Source organism: Achromobacter sp. FW305-C-28, from assembly GCF_058783235.1.
Genome location: NZ_JBYSYL010000002.1, coordinates 213,627 through 230,464 on the forward strand (window position 1 = coordinate 213,627; position 16,838 = coordinate 230,464).

At 66.1% G+C, this 16,838-nt stretch carries 11 protein-coding genes; 5 read left to right on the forward strand and 6 right to left on the reverse strand.

Annotated elements, in window-relative coordinates:
* Positions 1–128: 128 nt before the first annotated feature.
* From AC3WMR_RS05935 to adeC, 3 genes are read left to right on the forward strand one after another with little or no spacing between them, the layout of a single operon-like run.
* Positions 129–1,322 carry an efflux RND transporter periplasmic adaptor subunit gene (locus AC3WMR_RS05935; protein WP_492263785.1) on the forward strand — a complete coding sequence of 398 codons (1,194 nt, stop codon included), beginning with the start codon at positions 129–131 and terminating at the stop codon, positions 1,320–1,322.
* Between the two features lie 14 nt (positions 1,323–1,336).
* Positions 1,337–4,519 (forward strand): efflux RND transporter permease subunit, encoded by a 3,183-nt coding sequence (locus AC3WMR_RS05940; RefSeq protein ID WP_492263784.1) that lies wholly within the window; start codon positions 1,337–1,339, stop codon positions 4,517–4,519.
* Positions 4,516–6,015, forward strand: coding sequence for an AdeC/AdeK/OprM family multidrug efflux complex outer membrane factor (gene adeC, locus AC3WMR_RS05945; RefSeq protein ID WP_492263783.1), 1,500 nt, complete (start codon positions 4,516–4,518; stop codon positions 6,013–6,015). Before AC3WMR_RS05940 ends, adeC begins: the two co-directional genes overlap by 4 nt.
* Positions 6,016–6,120: 105 nt before the next feature.
* On the opposite strand, the gene AC3WMR_RS05950 is transcribed toward adeC, so the two are convergent.
* Both AC3WMR_RS05950 and AC3WMR_RS05955 read right to left on the reverse strand, forming a co-directional pair.
* The gene (locus AC3WMR_RS05950; RefSeq protein WP_492263782.1) at positions 6,121–6,372 is read right to left on the reverse strand and encodes a GlsB/YeaQ/YmgE family stress response membrane protein; all 252 of its coding nucleotides are present in this window, start codon (positions 6,370–6,372) and stop codon (positions 6,121–6,123) included.
* Positions 6,373–6,517: 145 nt separating this feature from the next.
* Positions 6,518–7,132, reverse strand: coding sequence for an SCO family protein (locus AC3WMR_RS05955; protein ID WP_492263781.1), 615 nt, complete (start codon positions 7,130–7,132; stop codon positions 6,518–6,520).
* Between the two features lie 215 nt (positions 7,133–7,347).
* On the opposite strand from AC3WMR_RS05955, the gene AC3WMR_RS05960 reads away from it, so the two are divergent.
* Positions 7,348–8,091, forward strand: a complete 744-nt coding sequence (locus AC3WMR_RS05960; RefSeq protein WP_492263780.1) for a class I SAM-dependent methyltransferase — start codon at positions 7,348–7,350, stop codon at positions 8,089–8,091.
* Positions 8,092–8,106: 15 nt separating this feature from the next.
* On the opposite strand, the gene AC3WMR_RS05965 is transcribed toward AC3WMR_RS05960, so the two are convergent.
* The 4 genes from AC3WMR_RS05965 to AC3WMR_RS05980 all read right to left on the reverse strand — a co-directional run bounded on the left by AC3WMR_RS05965 (position 8,107) and on the right by AC3WMR_RS05980 (position 13,689).
* Positions 8,107–10,173 (reverse strand): M3 family metallopeptidase, encoded by a 2,067-nt coding sequence (locus tag AC3WMR_RS05965; protein WP_492263779.1) that lies wholly within the window; start codon positions 10,171–10,173, stop codon positions 8,107–8,109.
* A 231-nt stretch (positions 10,174–10,404) separates the two neighbouring features.
* Positions 10,405–11,256, reverse strand: coding sequence for a bifunctional methylenetetrahydrofolate dehydrogenase/methenyltetrahydrofolate cyclohydrolase FolD (gene folD, locus AC3WMR_RS05970; RefSeq protein ID WP_492263778.1), 852 nt, complete (start codon positions 11,254–11,256; stop codon positions 10,405–10,407).
* A gap of 55 nt (positions 11,257–11,311) precedes the next feature.
* Positions 11,312–11,938 (reverse strand): response regulator transcription factor, encoded by a 627-nt coding sequence (locus AC3WMR_RS05975; protein WP_006219003.1) that lies wholly within the window; start codon positions 11,936–11,938, stop codon positions 11,312–11,314.
* Complete coding sequence (locus tag AC3WMR_RS05980) at positions 11,935–13,689, reverse strand: PAS domain-containing sensor histidine kinase (protein ID WP_025138923.1); 1,755 nt, start codon at positions 13,687–13,689, stop codon at positions 11,935–11,937. Before AC3WMR_RS05980 ends, AC3WMR_RS05975 begins: the two co-directional genes overlap by 4 nt.
* A gap of 437 nt (positions 13,690–14,126) precedes the next feature.
* On the opposite strand from AC3WMR_RS05980, the gene aceE reads away from it, so the two are divergent.
* Entirely contained in the window at positions 14,127–16,835 is a 2,709-nt protein-coding gene (aceE, locus tag AC3WMR_RS05985; protein WP_492263777.1) for a pyruvate dehydrogenase (acetyl-transferring), homodimeric type, read from the forward strand.
* Positions 16,836–16,838 lie beyond the last annotated feature (3 nt).

A 16,838-nucleotide genomic window follows, 5' to 3' on the forward strand; every position in this document is an offset into this window, starting at 1 on the left:
CGCGGCTCGGGACGTGCCGCCGATGCCGCCGCGACTCCCGCGGCGACCGGGGCCTTCCAGCGGGCGATCAGCCCCTGACGGGCGGGCGCGAGGGCTACCTTTTTAGTTGGAAATCGGGAATGCAATCTATGAACAAGAAAAGCGCTATGTGGCGCAGCGCGGCGGTGGTCACGCTGACGGCATCGGCTCTGACGTTGGCCGCTTGCGGCAAGAAGCAGGACGCGCCCCAGGCGGGCAAGCCGCAGGTGACGGTGGTGACGCTGACCACCAAGCCGGTTTCCCTGACCACCGAACTGCCCGGCCGCACCTCGCCTTTCCGCGTGGCTGAAGTCCGCCCGCAGGTCAACGGCATCGTGCAAAAGCGCCTGTTCACCGAAGGCGGCGAGGTCAAGGCGAACGAGCAGCTCTACCAGATCGACCCCGCGCTCTACCAGGCCAGCTTCGACAGCCAGAAGGCCGCCCTGGCGCGCGCCCAGGCGCAGCAAAAGACCGCCGCGCTGCTGGCCGAACGCTACAAGCCGCTGGTCGCCACCCGCGCCGTCAGCCAACAGACCTACGACAACGCCGTCGCCTCGCGCGACCAGGCCGTTGCCGACGTGCTGTCGGCCAAGGCCGCGCTGGACACCGCACGCATCAACCTGGTCTACACCAAGGTGCTGTCGCCCATCGACGGCATCATCGGCCGCTCGGCCGTCACCGAAGGCGCGCTGGTCACGGCCAACCAGGCCACGGCCCTGGCCGCGGTCCAGCAGATCGACCCGATGTACGTCGACCTCACCCAATCCAGCGTCCAGCTGCTGCGCCTGCAGAATGCGCTGGCCAGCGGCCAGCTGAAAAAGGCCGAAGGCGAGCAGGCCGCGCTGGTGACGCTGACGCTGGAAGACGGTTCGCAATACACCCAGCAAGGCAAGCTGCAGTTCTCGGAAGTGACGGTGGACCCGGGCACGGGCTCGGTCACGCTGCGCGCCGTGTTCCCCAACCCCGATCGCCGGCTGCTGCCGGGCATGTTCGTGCGTGCCCGCCTGGTCGACGGCGTGGCGGCCGACGGCCTGCTGGTGCCGCAACGCGGCGTGACGCGCAACCAGCGCGGCCTGCCGACGGCCCTGGTGGTGAACGCCGAGAACAAAGTCGAACTGCGTGAACTCAAGACCGATCGCGCCATCGGCGACCAGTGGCTGGTTACCGACGGCCTGAAGGCCGGCGAAAAGGTCATCGTGGAAGGCGTGCAGATGGTGCGTCCGGGCGTTGAGGTGGTTGCCACCGAAGCCGGCGCCAAGTCGCCGCAGCAGCCGCAAGCGGGCGCCGCGGCCGCCAAGCAGTAGTCAGGGAGCCTTGCATGGCAAAGTTTTTTATCGAAAGACCGGTTTTCGCATGGGTGATCGCGATCGTGCTGATGATGGCCGGCGCGTTGTCCATCCTGAAACTGCCGGTTTCGCAATATCCGAATATCGCGCCGCCGGCCATCGGCATCGCGGTGACCTACCCGGGCGCGTCCGCGCAGACCGTGCAGGACACCGTGGTGCAGGTGATCGAGCAGCAGATGAACGGCCTTGACGGCCTGGAATACATTTCCTCGGAAAGCAACTCCGACGGCAGCATGTCCATCACGCTGACGTTCCGCCAGGGCACCAACCCCGACACCGCCCAGGTGCAGGTGCAGAACAAGCTGTCGCTGGCGCAACCGCTCTTGCCGCAGGAAGTGCAGCAGCAGGGCATTCGCGTCACCAAGGCCACCAAGAACTTCCTGATCGTGGCGGGCTTCGTGTCCACCGACGGCACGATGACCAAGGACGACCTGGCCGACTACGTCGCCTCGTACGTCCAGGATCCCATCAGCCGTACCGAGGGCGTGGGTGACTTCCAGCTGTTCGGCTCGCAGTACGCCATGCGCATCTGGCTCGATCCGGCCAAGCTGGTGAACTACGGCCTGACCACGGTCGACGTGGTCAACGCCATCAAAGAGCAGAACGTCCAGGTGTCGTCCGGCCAGCTCGGCGGCCTGCCCGCCGTGCGCGGCCAGCAGTTGAACGCCACCATCATCGGCCCCTCGCGCCTGGAAAAGCCGGAAGACTTCGGCCGCATCCTGCTCAAGGTCAATCCCGATGGTTCCCAGGTGCGCCTGGCCAACGTCGCCCGCATCGAACTGGGCGGCCAGACCTACGCCATCGACAGCTACTTCAACGGCAAGCCCGCTTCGGGCCTGGCGATCAAGCTGGCCCCGGGCGCCAACGCGCTGGATACGGCCCAGGCGGTGCGCGACACCATCAACAACCTAAAGCCGTACTTCCCGCCGGGCATGGACGTCGTCTATCCGTACGACACGACGCCGTTCGTCAGCCTGTCCATCGAGGAAGTGTTCAAGACGCTGATCGAAGCCATCATCCTGGTCTTCCTGGTGATGTACCTGTTCCTGCAGAACTTCCGCGCCACGTTGATTCCGACGCTGGCGGTGCCGGTGGTGCTGCTGGGTACGTTCGGCGTGTTGGCCGCGTTCGGCTATTCCATCAATACCTTGACGATGTTCGGCATGGTGCTGGCCATCGGCCTGTTGGTGGACGATGCCATCGTGGTCGTGGAAAACGTGGAACGGGTGATGGCCGAAGAGGGCCTGACGCCCAAGCAGGCCACGCGTAAATCCATGAGCCAGATCACCGGCGCGCTGGTCGGCATCGCCATGGTGCTGGCCGCCGTGTTCATCCCGATGGCGTTCTTTGGCGGCTCCACGGGCGTGATCTACCGCCAGTTCTCCATCACCATCGTGTCCTCGATGGTGCTGTCGGTGATCGTGGCCATCGTCTTCACGCCGGCCTTGTGCGCCACGCTGCTCAAGCCCATTCCCAAGGGCCACCACGGCACCAAGCGCGGCTTCTTCGGCTGGTTCAACCGCACGTTCGAGCGCAGCAGCAACGGCTACGCCAACACCGTGGCGCGCGGCCTGGGCCGCACCAAGCGCCTGATGGTGGTGTACCTGGCCATCGTCATCGCGATGGGCTGGATGTTCACCCGTATCCCGACCGCGTTCCTGCCGGGCGAAGACCAGGGCATTCTGTTCGCCCAGATCCAGACCCCGGCCGGCGCTACCGCCGAACGCACCAAGGCCGTCATCGACGAAGCCACCAACTACCTCCTGACCGAGGAAAAAGACGCCGTCACGTCCGTGTTCGCCGTCAACGGCTTCAACTTCGGCGGCCGCGGCCAGAACGCCTCGATCCTGTTCATCAAGCTGCGCGACTGGGAAGAGCGCGGCGACGCCAAGTTGAAGGCGGCCGCCGTGGCGGCGCGCGCCAACGCCCACTTCAGGAAGACCCAGCGCGACGCCCAGCTGTTCGTGGTGCCGCCGCCTTCGGTGATGGAACTGGGCAACGTCGACGGTTTCGACTTCCAGCTGATGGACCGCGCCGGCGTGGGCCATGAAAAACTGCTGGCCGCGCGCAACCAGTTGCTGGGCGAAGCGGCGCAAAGCAAGATCCTGCAGGGCGTGCGCCCCAACGGCATCGAAGACGCGCCGCAGTACCAGCTGGACATCGACCGTGAAAAGGCGCGTGCGCTGGGCGTGGCCGTGTCGGACATCAACAGCACGCTGTCCACCGCGTGGGGCTCGTCGTACGTCAACGACTTCATCGATCGCGGCCGGGTCAAGAAGGTGTTCGCACAGGGCGAAGCGTCCTCGCGCATGCTGCCCGATGACCTGGACAAATGGTACGTGCGCAACAACAACGGCGACATGGTGCCTTTCTCGGCGTTTGCCAAGGCCACCTGGAGCTTCGGCCCGCAAAAGCTGAACCGCTACAACGGCGTGCCGTCCTTCAACATCCAAGGCCAGGCGGCGCCGGGCTACAGCTCGGGCGCGGCCATGAACGAAATGGAACGCATCGCCAGCAAGCTGCCGGTGGGCGTCGGTTTCGAATGGACCGGCATGTCGTACGAAGAACGGCTGTCGGGCGCCCAGGCTCCCGCGCTGTACGCGATTTCGCTGATCGTGGTGTTCCTGTGCCTGGCGGCACTGTATGAAAGCTGGAGCATCCCGACGGCGGTCATGCTGGTGGTGCCGCTGGGGATCATCGGCGCGCTGGCGGCCACGCTGCTGCGCGGCCTGTCCAACGACGTGTACTTCCAGGTGGGCCTGTTGACGACAATCGGGCTGGCGGCCAAAAACGCCATCCTGATCGTGGAGTTCGCCAAAGAGCACTACGAGGCCGGCGCCAGCCTGACCGAATCGGCCATCCACGCGGCCCGCCAGCGCCTGCGCCCCATCCTGATGACGTCGCTGGCGTTCATCCTGGGCGTGGTGCCGCTCGCGATCTCGTCGGGCGCCGGTTCGGGCAGCCAGAACGCCATCGGTACCGGCGTGATCGGCGGCATGCTGACCGCGACCTTCCTGGCCATCTTCTTCGTCCCCGCGTTCTTCGTGATCATGCTGCGCCTGTTCAAGGTGGAACGCATGAGCGCGCGGCGCGACAAGCACGACCCCAGCGCCAACGATGCGCAGGACGTGTCCGTCGAAGGAAAACCGCAATGAAGCTTCAGATGAGAACCTTGCTGTCTGTTTCCCTGGCGGCGGCCCTGGCGGGCTGCTCGCTGGCCCCGACCTACGAGCGGCCCGATGCGCCGGTGTCTTCGGCGTACCCGACCGGTCCGTCCTACAAGGCGGACGCGGCGGGCACCGGCGTGGCCACCGCCGACATTGGCTGGCGCGACTTCTTCACCGATCCGCTGCTGCAGCAGTTGATCGAGCAGTCGCTGGCCAACAACCGCGACCTGCGCGTGGCGGCCCTGAACGTCGAGGCCGCCCGGGCGCAATACCGGATCCAGCGCGCCGACCTGTTGCCCACCGTGGGCCTCGCCGGCAAGGAAACCGCGCAACGCACGCCGGCCGACCTGTCGCCCAGCGGCCAGGCTTCCACCAGCCACAATTACCAGGTGGGCGCTGCGCTGTCGTCGTGGGAACTGGACCTGTTCGGGCGCATCCGCAGCCTGAGCGACAAGGCGCTGGAATCCTACCTGGCCCTGGACGAAACCCGTACGGCGACCCAGTTGACGCTGATTGCCGAAGTGGCCAACGCCTACTTGACGCTGCGCGCCGACCAGGAACTGCTGAACCTGACTCGCGATACCTTCAAGAGCCAGGACGACTCGTACAAGCTCACCAAGCAAAGCTTCGACCAGGGCCTGTCCACGGCGCTGGACCTGAGTCAGGCCGAAGTGTCGCTGCGCACTGCCCAGAGCAACCTGTCGCAGTACACGCGCCAGGCCGCCCAGGACCGCAACGCGCTGGTGTTGCTGGTGGGCCAGCCGCTGTCGCCCGATATGTCGGCAGCGCTGGACAACGCGGTCAAGCTGGACGACGGCATGCTGCCCACTGCCTTGCCGGCCGGCCTGCCGTCCGAACTGCTGGCGCGCCGCCCGGACATCCGCGCGGCCGAGCACCAGTTGAAGGGCGCCAACGCCAACATCGGCGCGGCGCGCGCCGCGTTCTTCCCGACCATCAGCCTGACCGGCAACGCCGGTACGGCCAGCGCCAGCCTGGGCGGCCTGTTCGACGGCGGTTCCGGCGCCTGGAGCTTCGTGCCCCAGATCACCGTGCCGATCTTCGCGGGCGGCTCGCTGCTGGCGAATCTGGACCTGGCCAAGGTGCAGAAGAACATCCAGGTCGCGCAGTACGAAAAGTCCATCCAGACGGGCTTTCGCGAAGTCGCCGACGCCTTGGCCGGCCGCGGCACGCTGGACGAGCAGATCCAGGCGCAGCAACTGCTGGTGTCCGCCAACCAGCGCGCCTACGACCTGTCCGACCAGCGCTTTCGCCAGGGCATCGATGACTACCTGACGGTGCTGGACTCGCAGCGTTCGCTCTACAACGCCCAGCAGACGCTGGTGAACACGCGCCTGACGCGCCTGTCGAACCTGGTCACCTTGTACAAGGTGCTGGGCGGCGGCTGGACCGAGCGCACCGTCACCGCGGCGCAGCCGGCGGATGGCGCGGCCACGCCGGCGGCCGGCCAGGCGCAGCCCGGCTGACGTTCTGCCACGCGTGGTGCGCCGCCTTGTCGCAAGGGACGGTGCAAAAAAAAGCGGGCCGATCGAAAGATCGGCCCGCTTTGCTTGATGCGTGCGCCTGGCGCGTCAGCCGCGTTTCTTGGTGATCAGCCCGACGACGAACAGCACGATGATCGCGCCGACGACCGAACCGATCCAGCCTGCCGGTTCGCCGGGGGCATACCAGCCCAGGTTCTGGCCCAGGAAACCGGCCACGACGGCGCCGATGATGCCCAGGATGGTGGTCATGATGATCCCCATGTTCTGGTCCCCGGGCATGATCGCGCGGGCGATCAGGCCCACGATGAACCCGACGATGATCATGATGATGATGCTCATGCGCGTACTCCTTGCGAGGGTAAAGGGGCAATGCGTCCTGATATTACTCACGCGCACCGCGCAGGGGCTGTAACAACTGGTATGTGGGGCGCAGGCGCAACATGCTGCGCCGCGTCGTCCCGCCGTCGTGCGGGTGAAGCAATCGTCAGGACGTCAGGTCGATCAGCTGGCGCAGGTCGTGGGTCAGCGTCTCGATGCTGTCGGTGTCCGAAGCCAGCAGCCGCGCGCGGCCTTCCTTGTCGAATATATACACGCCGCGGCTGTGCGTGACCTCGTACTGATCGGCATCGTCGCCCGGCTTGGGTTTTTCGATCTGGTAGGCCACGCGGTAGCGCCGCGCCAGGTCGGCCACCTGCTTTTCGTTGCCGGTCACGCCGATGGCGTTGTTGTTGAAGGCGTTGACGTAGGCCTGCAGGATGTCGGGCGTATCGCGGTGCGGATCGACGCTGACGAACAGGATGCGCACGTCGCGGGCCTTGTCGCCCAGGTTCTGCAACACGGCCGACAGCTGGGCCATGGTGGTGGGGCAGATGTCCGGGCAACTGGCGTAACCGAAGAACAGCAGTACTGTCTTGCCCTTCAGGTCGTCGCTGCTGACCGTCTTGCCGCCGGCGCCCGGCAACGAGAACTTCAGGTCGGGCAGATGGCCGCGAACGTTGTACAGCTTCCAGTCGACGTTGCGGTCGCCGCAGGCGGCAAGCAGTACGCACAGGGCCAGCAGCAGGCCGCGCCAGGCGCGGCCGGTGTTCAGGTGTCGCATGAGTTCCATCGCCGGTTGGGGGATAAACCCGTCGATTCTACCTGCTTGGCTGGGGGCGGCCGGTGGGGCGGCAGACGCGGACTTGTCCTGGCGCAAAGGCCACTTGTGAAGCTTTGTCTGAATATTGTTGGCCTTCTGCCAAAACGGCCCCCGCGGGGCGCGGCAGGGCATACATTCAGGGCCGTGTCAGTAATCGAACCGGCGAGGCGTCATCCATGAATACTGCGGCCAACCATGCGCTGGGCTATCCCTATTTTCCGTATTACCCGGTAGTGCTGGACATCCTGCGCAGCCGGCGGGCCGACAGCGTGCTGGACGCGCCCTGCAGCCGCGGCTGGCTGGGCGACATGGCGCGCCCGGCCACGGGGCGCGACGTCGAGGTGGACGGCATCGGCCCGGCTGCCTTGCCCGAGTCGGCCAATGGCTATCGCCGACTGACGGTGCACGACCTGGAATCGCCGCTACCCGTGCCGGCACCGTACGACGCGGTTGTTTGCAGCGAAGCCATCCATCAGGCGACCGATCCCGGCCTGCTGGTCCAGGCGTTGCGTCAAGCGTTGCGCCCCGGCGGCACGCTGGTGCTGACCGCACCGAATGCGGTCGATGTGCGCGCCCGGCTTCGGGCGCTCAAGCGGGGGTTCCAGGCCGATTCCTCGGCGCAATCGAACCCGCCCGGCAGCACCGCGAGTGCGATGCCTTTGCCCTGGGGCTTCGCGCAATTGCATCGGCTGCTGGCGGACCAGGGCTTTGCCGACATCACCCTGCACAAAGTGGTCGAAGCCGGCCAGGTCCCCTGGCTTGACCGGCTGATTGCGTGGCCGGCGCGGCGCGATTGCCAAGCCCGCCTCAAACGTGCCCAGGACGAACCCAGCCGCCACTTCTGGCGGCAGGCTGGGTCGGATTCATCGCTGCACGGGCGCTGGCTGGTGGTGTCAGCGCGCCGGCCCGGCGGGCAGTAGCGCTGCGTGCCGGCCTCAGGCCGGCTGCATGCCGCTGTGACGCAGCAGCGCATCAATCCGTGGGGCGCGGCCACGGAACGCGGCGAACGATTCGGCGGCCGGGCGCGAACCGCCCACGGCCAGCACTTCGCGGCGGAAGCGCGCGCCGGTGGCCGGGTCCAGCGTGCCCAGGGCGTTGGCGGCCTGGCCAGCAGCGGCTTCCTCGAAGGCCTCGTAGGCGTCGGCGGACAGCACCTCGGCCCATTTGTAGCTGTAGTAGCCCGCGCCGTAGCCGCCTGCGAACAGGTGCGAGAACGCGTGCGGCAGGCGGTGCCAGGCCGGCGGGAACAGCACCGCGACCTCGCTGCGCACCTGCTGCAGCAAGGCCAGTACTTCGTCGATGGACGCACCCTTGGCGCGGTCATGCATCAGCATGTCGAACAGCGCGAATTCGATCTGGCGCACGGTCTGCATGCCGCTCTGGTAATTGCGGGCCGCGACCAGGCGGTCGTAGAGCGCGCGCGGCAGCGGTTCGCCGGTCTCGACGTGGGCCGACAGCTTTTGCACCACGGCCCATTCCCAGCAGAAGTTTTCCATGAACTGCGAGGGCAGCTCGATGGCGTCCCATTCGACGCTGGCGAAGGCGGCGGCGCCGGGCTCGTCCACTTCGGACAGGAGCGCGTGCAGGGCGTGGCCGGTTTCGTGGAACAGGGTGATGACGTCATCGTGCGTCAGCACGGCGGCGCGGTCGCCATTGGGGCGCGAGAAGTTGCAGGTCAGGTAGGCGATGGGCGTCTGCACGCGGCCGGCCACGACGCGGCGGGTGCGCTCGCTGTCGACCCAGGCGCCGCTTTGCTTGCCCGAGCGGGCGTACAGGTCCAGGTACAGGTAGCCGATCAGGTCGCCCTTGGGGCTTTCGACGCGCACGCCGCGCACGTCCGCATGCCAGGACGACACCGGGGTTTCGGCCAGGCGCACGTCGAACAGCGTTTCGATGACCTCGAACAGGCCGGCCAGCACGCGCGGCTCGGTGAAGTACTGCTTGACCTCGTCTTCCGAGTACGCATAGCGCGACTCGCGCAGGCGCTCGGACGCATAGCCCACGTCCCAGGGTTGCAGATCGGCCAGGCCGAGTTCGGCGGCGGCAAAGGCCTTCAGTTCGGCCAGGTCGCGTTCGGCGTAGGGCTTGGCGCGCGCGGCCAGGTCGCGCAGGAAACCGGTGACTTCGGCGGCGTCGCGCGCCATGCGGGTCTGCAGGCGCAGCGCGGCGAACGTGCCCAGGCCCAGCAGGTTCGATTCTTCGGCGCGCAGCGACAGCAGTTCTTCGATCAACGGGGAATTGTCGAACTGGGCATCGCCCTGCTCGGAGGCCACCGTGCCGTAGCCGCGGTACAGCGCTTCGCGCAGCGTGCGGTCCTGCGCGTATTGCATCACCGGCAGGTAGCAGGGCATCTTCAGCGTCAGCTTCCAGCCGGCCTTGCCGTCTTCGTCGGCGGCGGCGCGGGCGGCGGCCAGCACGTCGGCCGGAATGCCCTTCAGGCGGGATTCGTCCTCGACCACCAGCGACCAGGCGTCGATGGCGTCCAGCACGTTTTCAGAGAATTTCTGCGAGGCCTGGGCTTCGCGGTCGGAAATCGCGGCATAGCGTTCGCGGTCGGCGCCGCGCAGTTCGACGCCGCTCAGGCGGAAGTCGCGCAGGGCCATTTCCACGATGCGGCGGCGCACCGGGGTCCACGATGCGAAATCGGGCGCGGCGGCCAGGCGCTGGTACTGCTGGTACAGGCCCTCGTGCAGGCCGACCCAGGTGGAAAACTCGGTCACCAGGGGCAGGGCGGCGTTGTAGGCCTCGCGCAGTTCGGGCGTGTTGACCACGGCGTTCAGGTGGCCGGCCACCGACCAGGCGCGCCACAAGCGTTCGGATGCCGTGTCCAGCGGCTCGACCACGGCTTCCCAAGTGGGCGCCAGCGCCGGATCGGCGGCGCGGTCCACGGCCTGGCGGGCGATGCCCAGGAGTTCTTCAATGGCCGGCACCACGTGGGCGGGCTTGACCGCCTGGTAATCGACCAGTTCGGAGACGGGGGCGAGCAGGGGATTCTGGGTCATGGCGTTACCAATTGCGTAAGAGGGGGGCGGGCAGCACGCGAGCGCGCCGGCAAACATAAGGATCAGGTTGGGGCGGCGCGCCGAAAAGCAAGGGCGTCGCTTGCCGCAGGCGCGCCGGCCGCGGCGGGTGACCCTGGCCGCGCCCAGAAACGATTATGGGTTTGCCCCCCGTCCCTCGAAAGGGCGCGGGGCAAACCCACAGGGGCGCCGCAGCGGGGCAGACGGTCGGCTTCAGGCAGCGGCCCGTTCCGCCGCTTCGACGGTGTTGACCAGCAGCATGGCGATGGTCATGGGGCCTACGCCGCCCGGCACGGGCGTGATGGCGCCGGCCACCTGGCTGGCGGATGCGAAGTCCACGTCGCCGCACAGCTTGCCGTCGGCGCCGCGGTTGATGCCGACGTCGATGACGACGGCGCCGGGCTTGATCATCGAGCCGTCGATCATGCCGGGCTTGCCGGTGGCGACCACCAGGACGTCGGCGCGGCGGGTCTGGGCCGCCAGGTCACGCGTCTTGGAATTGCAGATCGTGATGGTGGCGCCGGCGGCCAGCAGCAGCATGGCCATGGGCTTGCCCACGATGTTGCTGGCGCCCACGATGACGGCTTCGGCGCCGCGCAGGGCCACGCCTTCGGATTCCAGCATCTTCATCACGCCGTAGGGCGTGCAGGGGCGGAACAGCGGCTGGCCCGTCATGAGCAGGCCGGCGTTGCTGATGTGAAAGCCGTCCACGTCCTTTTCGGCCGCGATGGCTTCGATGACCTTGTGGGAGTCCATGTGCTTGGGCAGCGGCAACTGCACCAGGATGCCGTGGATGGACGGATCACGGTTCAGCTTGTCGATGCGGGCCAGCAGCTCGGCCTCGGTCATGTCGGCGGGGTACTGTTCCTTGACGGAATGCAGCCCGGCCTTTTCGCAGGCCGCGACCTTGTTGCGGACATACACTTGCGACGCCGGGTCTTCGCCGACCAGCACCACGGCCAGCCCGGGGCGCGTGCCCTTGGCGGCCAGGGCGGCGACGCGTTGGGCGACGTCTTCGCGAATGCGCAGCGACAATGCCACGCCATCGATAATCCTGGCGGTCATTCGGCAGCCTCCGCGCGGAGCGCTACGGTATTCGCCTTGGGAGCGGCCCTGCGGCTCATGCGTGCGCCTCCGGTTTGGCCAAAGCCACTTTCATCAAATCAGCAACGGTGGTCACTTCAAGTTTTTCCATGATGTTGGCGCGGTGCGCCTCGACGGTCTTGATGCTGATGCCCAGGTCGTCGGCGATCTGCTTGTTCAAGCGGCCGGCGACGATGCGCTCCAGCACCTGCTGCTCGCGCGCGGTCAGGCGCGCCAGCATGGCTTCGTGGTCCTTCTGGGCCTGGTGCTTGCTCACGCGTTGCGTGGCCTGCTCAAGCATGCGCGCCACGATTTCGCGCAAATCGGATTCGTTGAACGGCTTTTCGAGGAAGTCGACGGCGCCCTTCTTCATGGTCGACACGGCCATGGGCACGTCGCCGTGGCCGGTGATGAAGACGATGGGCAGCGGGGCGTTGCGAGCGATGAGCTGCTCTTGCAGTTCCAGGCCGCTCATGCCGGGCATGCGCACGTCGGCGATCAGCACCCCGATCTGGCTGGCGTCGTAGTCTTCCAGGAAGGATTCGCCGCTGGCATAGGCGCGGACGCGATAGCCGTTGGCTTCCAGCAGCCAGCGCAGCGAATCGCGGACCGCTTCGTCGTCATCAACAATGAATACCGTGCTCGACAGGTGGGGCGTGTTCATGCGTGCAACTCCTCGGACTGATCATTCTGAGCCTGCGTCTGAGACGCAGCGCAGGGCAGGGTAAAGCGGAAAATAGTACCGCCGGCGGGATTGGGGTCCGCCCAAAGGCGGCCGTGGTGCGATTCGATAATGGTACGGCAGATATTCAGTCCCATGCCCAGGCCCTGGGTCTTGGTGCTGAAGAAGGGTTCGAACAGGCGTTCCGGCTCGGCCAGGCCGTGGCCGCGGTCGACCACCGCCACTTCGATGTGCTGTTCGTGCAGGATGACCGCCACCTTGAGCTCGTCGGACTCGCTCTTTTCCATGGCTTCCAGGCCATTCTTGAGCAAATTCAGCAGCACCTGTTCGATCAGGATGGGGTCGGCCAGCACGTCGGGCGCGTTGGACGGCACGAAGCTGTCGATGCGGATGCGGCGCTTGCGGGCGTCGATTTCGGCAAAACCGATGGCGTTGTCGACAATGCGGCCGATGGCCACGCGCTGGCGGCGCGGCTCGCTGCGCTTCACGAATTCACGGATGCGGCTGATGATCTTGCCGGCGCGCTCGGCCTGCGAGGCGGCCTTTTCCAGGGCGGGCAACAGCATGTTGGGGCTGGTGTGGCCCGCCTTGACCAGGGCCACGGCGCCCATGCTGTAGTTGGCGATGGCGGTCAGGGGCTGGTTCAGCTCGTGCGCCAGCGACGAGGCCATTTCGCCCATGGTGGTCAGGCGGCTGGTCAGCTGGATCTTTTCCTGCTGTACGCGCGAGGCTTCTTCGTGGCCGCGGCGTTCGGTGATGTCGCGCGCCACCTGCATGCGCACGCGGCGCCCGTCGGTCCAGGCCAGCATGCGGTGGTGCACTTCGAACCAGCGCTGCACCGACGGCGCGAACACTTCGACGGATTCGTCGGTGAAGCGGCCGCGGCGGCCGGCCAGCAGTTCGTCGTGGCCGCCCGTCTGGGCGCCGAACACGCGGCGGTAGGTGCGGTTGGCAAACAGCAGCTCAAGCCCGTCGTGGGTATCGGCCGTGACCGAGATGGCGTCGTCCAGGCCTTCCAGCACGGTCATGAAGCGTTCGTGGGCGGCGGTCAGGGCCTCGCGGATGCGCTTGGGCTCGGTGATGTCGGTCATGGAGGTCATCCAGCCGATCTGGTTGCCATTGGGGTCCAGCAGGGGCGACACGTACATGCGCGCCGTGAAGCGCGAGCCGTCGCGCCGCTGGGCTTCGACTTCCAGGCCGCTGCTGGGTGTCTTGCCCGACATCAGCACGTCCAGCGTGTGCTGGTGCTGCTCGTGGCGGCCGGGCACCCAATAAGGGAAGGGCGGGCTGCGGCCGATCAGGTCGGCTTCGTTCCAGCCGATCATGCGGCAGAACGCCGGGTTGACGTAGGCGATGCGGCCTTCCATGTCGAGCACCCGCATGCCGGTGGACATGGAGTTTTCCATGGCGCGGCGAAAACCCGTTTCGGCGATGAGCGCGGCCTCGGCCGCCGAGCGGAAGCGGGTATAGCGCCACAGCATCAACAGGCTGATGACGATCACGCACGACAGCGCCAGCACCACCCAGATCAGGCGTTGCTGCCGCATTTCCTGGTCGATGGTCACGAACATGACGCTGTCGTCGTGGATGCGCTGCAACCAGAAAAACACCCCCATCACACAGATATAGAGGATCAGCACCATCGCGGGCGTGACCCAGTACACCCCGCGGCGGCGCGTGCGGGCGTGGTCGTGGAACGGCGTGGGTATATTGGACTTGGGCGCGCTGGACATGGAATTCGGGCCGGATAGGGCGGGCATTTTTCATTGCCGAGCCGCCTCAAGATGAAAACGACCCCGCGGGGGCAGCAAGCCGAAGGCGCGGCGTGGGGGGCATTTTAATGCGTGTCGGAACGGAATTGCCGGGAATCAAGCCCGCGAACCCGGCGATCGGCTAAAAAAGTGGCTCTCCTCCTTTTCAGCTTGCATTCATATTTTCGCATTATGAAATGCCGTACCGCAACATGAAATTTTCCTTGCGACCGGTTAATCTTCTTTCTTAGAATGCCGGCTGATAGAGAGATACCGCTCATCTAGTAGCCGGTCTCTAGCACAACACCCCGACCCATGCATGGCAGGGCAGCCCGGATGATCCCGGCTACCATGGCGTGTCCGCGAGTAGATCAAATAAGCGGGTGTGGTCACGAACGAACCCCAACAGGAGACACACGATGTCCTCTTTCGCCCAGGCTGGCGCCGTGCAGGCTGCCAACGACGAAGACACCCTTGAAACCCAGGAGTGGCTCGAAGCCCTGGCGGCAGTCCTTGATCGCGAAGGACCGCAGCGCGCACATTACCTGCTGGAACGCCTGATCGACGAAGCCCGTCGCTCCGGCGCCCACATCCCGTTCTCGCCGAATACCGCTTACGTCAACACGATTCCCCCGGGCCTGGAGCCCGCGCATCCGGGCAACCTGGAACTGGAATCGCGCATCCGCTCGTACGTGCGCTGGAACGCCATGGCCATGGTGGTCAAGGCCAACAAGCACAATCCGCCGGACGGCGGCGACCTGGGCGGCCACATCGCGTCGTTCGCCTCGCTGGCCACCATGATCGGCTGCGGCCAGAACCACTTCTGGCACGCCGAAGACGAAGGCCACGGCGGCGACCTGGTCTACTTCCAGGGCCACACCTCGCCCGGCATGTACGGCCGCGCCTACCTTGAAGGCCGCCTGACCGAAGAACAGCTGAACCACTTCCGCCAGGAAGTGGACGGCAAGGGCCTGTCGTCGTACCCGCATCCGAAGCTGATGCCCGACTTCTGGCAGTTCCCCACGGTGTCGATGGGCCTGGGCCCGCTGATGGCCATCTACCAGGCCCGCTTCCTGAAGTACCTGCACGCCCGCGGCATCGCCGACACCAGCAACCGCAAGGTCTGGGTGTTCTGCGGCGACGGCGAAATGGACGAACCCGAGTCGCTGGGCGCCATCGCCCTGGCGGCCCGCGAAAAGCTCGACAACCTGATCTTCGTCGTCAACTGCAACCTGCAGCGCCTGGACGGCCCGGTGCGCGGCAACGGCAAGATCATCCAGGAACTCGAAGGCGACTTCCGCGGTTCGGGCTGGAACGTCATCAAGCTGATCTGGGGCGGCTACTGGGACCCGCTGCTGGCGCACGACAAGGAAGGCATCCTGCGCAAGATCATGGAAGAAACCGTCGACGGCGAGTACCAGGCGTACAAGGCCAACGACGGCAAGTTCGTGCGCGAGCATTTCTTCGGCAAGCACCCCAAGCTGCTCGAAGCCGTGTCGCGCATGAGCGACGAAGACATCTGGCGCCTGAACCGCGGCGGCCATGATCCCCACAAGGTCTACGCCGCGTTCGACGCCGCGACCAGCCACACCGGTCAGCCGACCGTCATCCTGGCCAAGACCATCAAGGGCTACGGCATGGGCCACGTGGGCCAGGCCAAGAACCCGACCCACCAGCAAAAGAAGCTGGAACTGGACTCGATCCGCGAATTCCGCGACCGCTTCGGCATCCCCATCCCGGACGACCAGCTGGCCGACCTGCCGTACTTCAAGCCGGCCGATGATTCGCCCGAAATGAAGTACCTGCACGAGCGCCGCGCCGCGCTGGGCGGCTACCTGCCGCGCCGCCGCGCCAAGGCCGACGAGCAACTGAAGGCCCCCGCCCTGGAAGCCTTCAAGGCCGTGCTGGAACCCACCGCCGAAGGCCGTGAGATCTCCACCACCCAAGCTTTCGTGCGCATCCTGAACCAGGTGCTGCGCGACAAGGAACTGGGTCCGCGCGTCGTGCCGATCCTGGCCGACGAATCGCGCACCTTCGGCATGGAAGGCCTGTTCCGCCAGATCGGCATCTACGCGCCGGAAGGCCAGAAGTACACCCCGGTCGACAAGGACCAGGTCATGTACTACAAGGAAGCGGCCGACGGCCAGCTCCTGCAGGAAGGCATCAACGAAGCGGGCGCGATGAGCTCCTGGATTGCGGCGGCCACGTCGTACTCCTCGAACAACCGCATCATGATCCCGTTCTTCATCTACTACTCGATGTTCGGGTTCCAGCGCATCGGCGACCTGGCCTGGGCTGCCGGCGACATGCAGGCGCGTGGCTTCCTCCTGGGCGGCACCGCGGGCCGCACCACGCTGAACGGCGAAGGCCTGCAGCACGAAGACGGCCACAGCCATATCCTGGCCTCGACCATCCCCAACTGCGTCTCGTACGACCCGACGTTCGGCCATGAACTGGCCGTCATCATCCAGCATGGCTTGAAGCGCATGGTGGAAGACCAGGAAAACGTCTACTACTACCTGACGGTGATGAACGAAAACTACCCGCAGCCCGGTCTGACCCAGGGCGACGAGGAAGGCATCATCAAGGGCATGTACAAGCTCAAGTCGCACGGCAAGGGCAAGAACCGCGTGCAACTGATGGGTTCGGGCACGATCCTGCGCGAAGTCATGGCCGCGCAAGAGCTGCTGGAAGCCGATTGGGGCGTGGCATCCGACCTCTGGAGCGTCACCAGCTTCACCGAGCTGCGCCGCAATGGCCTGGACGCCGAGCGCCACAACATGCTGCACCCCGACGAGAAGAAGCCCCAGGTGGCCTACGTCACCGAGCAGCTGGCCAAGACGGAAGGCCCGATCATCGCGTCGACCGACTACATGAAGCTGTTCGCCGACCAGATCCGCCCGTTCGTGCCCAAGGGCCGCGAATACAAGGTGCTGGGCACCGACGGTTTCGGCCGCTCGGATTTCCGTGCCAAGCTGCGTGAGCACTTCGAAGTGGATCGCCACTTCGTCGTGGTCGCCGCGCTGCGCGCGCTGGCCGACGAAGGCAAGGTGCCGGTTGCCAAGGTGGCCGAAGCCATCAAGAAGTACGGCATCAATCCGAACAAAGCCAACCCGCAATACGCCTGAGGG

Coding starts and splice junctions, on each gene's coding strand:
- AC3WMR_RS05935 (WP_492263785.1), top strand. CDS start 129: ATGAACAAGAAAAGCGCTATGTGGCGCAGCGCGGCGGTGGTCACGCTG.
- AC3WMR_RS05940 (WP_492263784.1), top strand. CDS start 1,337: ATGGCAAAGTTTTTTATCGAAAGACCGGTTTTCGCATGGGTGATCGCG.
- adeC (WP_492263783.1), top strand. CDS start 4,516: ATGAAGCTTCAGATGAGAACCTTGCTGTCTGTTTCCCTGGCGGCGGCC.
- AC3WMR_RS05950 (WP_492263782.1), bottom strand. CDS start 6,372: ATGAGCATCATCATCATGATCATCGTCGGGTTCATCGTGGGCCTGATC.
- AC3WMR_RS05955 (WP_492263781.1), bottom strand. CDS start 7,132: ATGCGACACCTGAACACCGGCCGCGCCTGGCGCGGCCTGCTGCTGGCC.
- AC3WMR_RS05960 (WP_492263780.1), top strand. CDS start 7,348: ATGAATACTGCGGCCAACCATGCGCTGGGCTATCCCTATTTTCCGTAT.
- AC3WMR_RS05965 (WP_492263779.1), bottom strand. CDS start 10,173: ATGACCCAGAATCCCCTGCTCGCCCCCGTCTCCGAACTGGTCGATTAC.
- folD (WP_492263778.1), bottom strand. CDS start 11,256: ATGACCGCCAGGATTATCGATGGCGTGGCATTGTCGCTGCGCATTCGC.
- AC3WMR_RS05975 (WP_006219003.1), bottom strand. CDS start 11,938: ATGAACACGCCCCACCTGTCGAGCACGGTATTCATTGTTGATGACGAC.
- AC3WMR_RS05980 (WP_025138923.1), bottom strand. CDS start 13,689: ATGTCCAGCGCGCCCAAGTCCAATATACCCACGCCGTTCCACGACCAC.
- aceE (WP_492263777.1), top strand. CDS start 14,127: ATGTCCTCTTTCGCCCAGGCTGGCGCCGTGCAGGCTGCCAACGACGAA.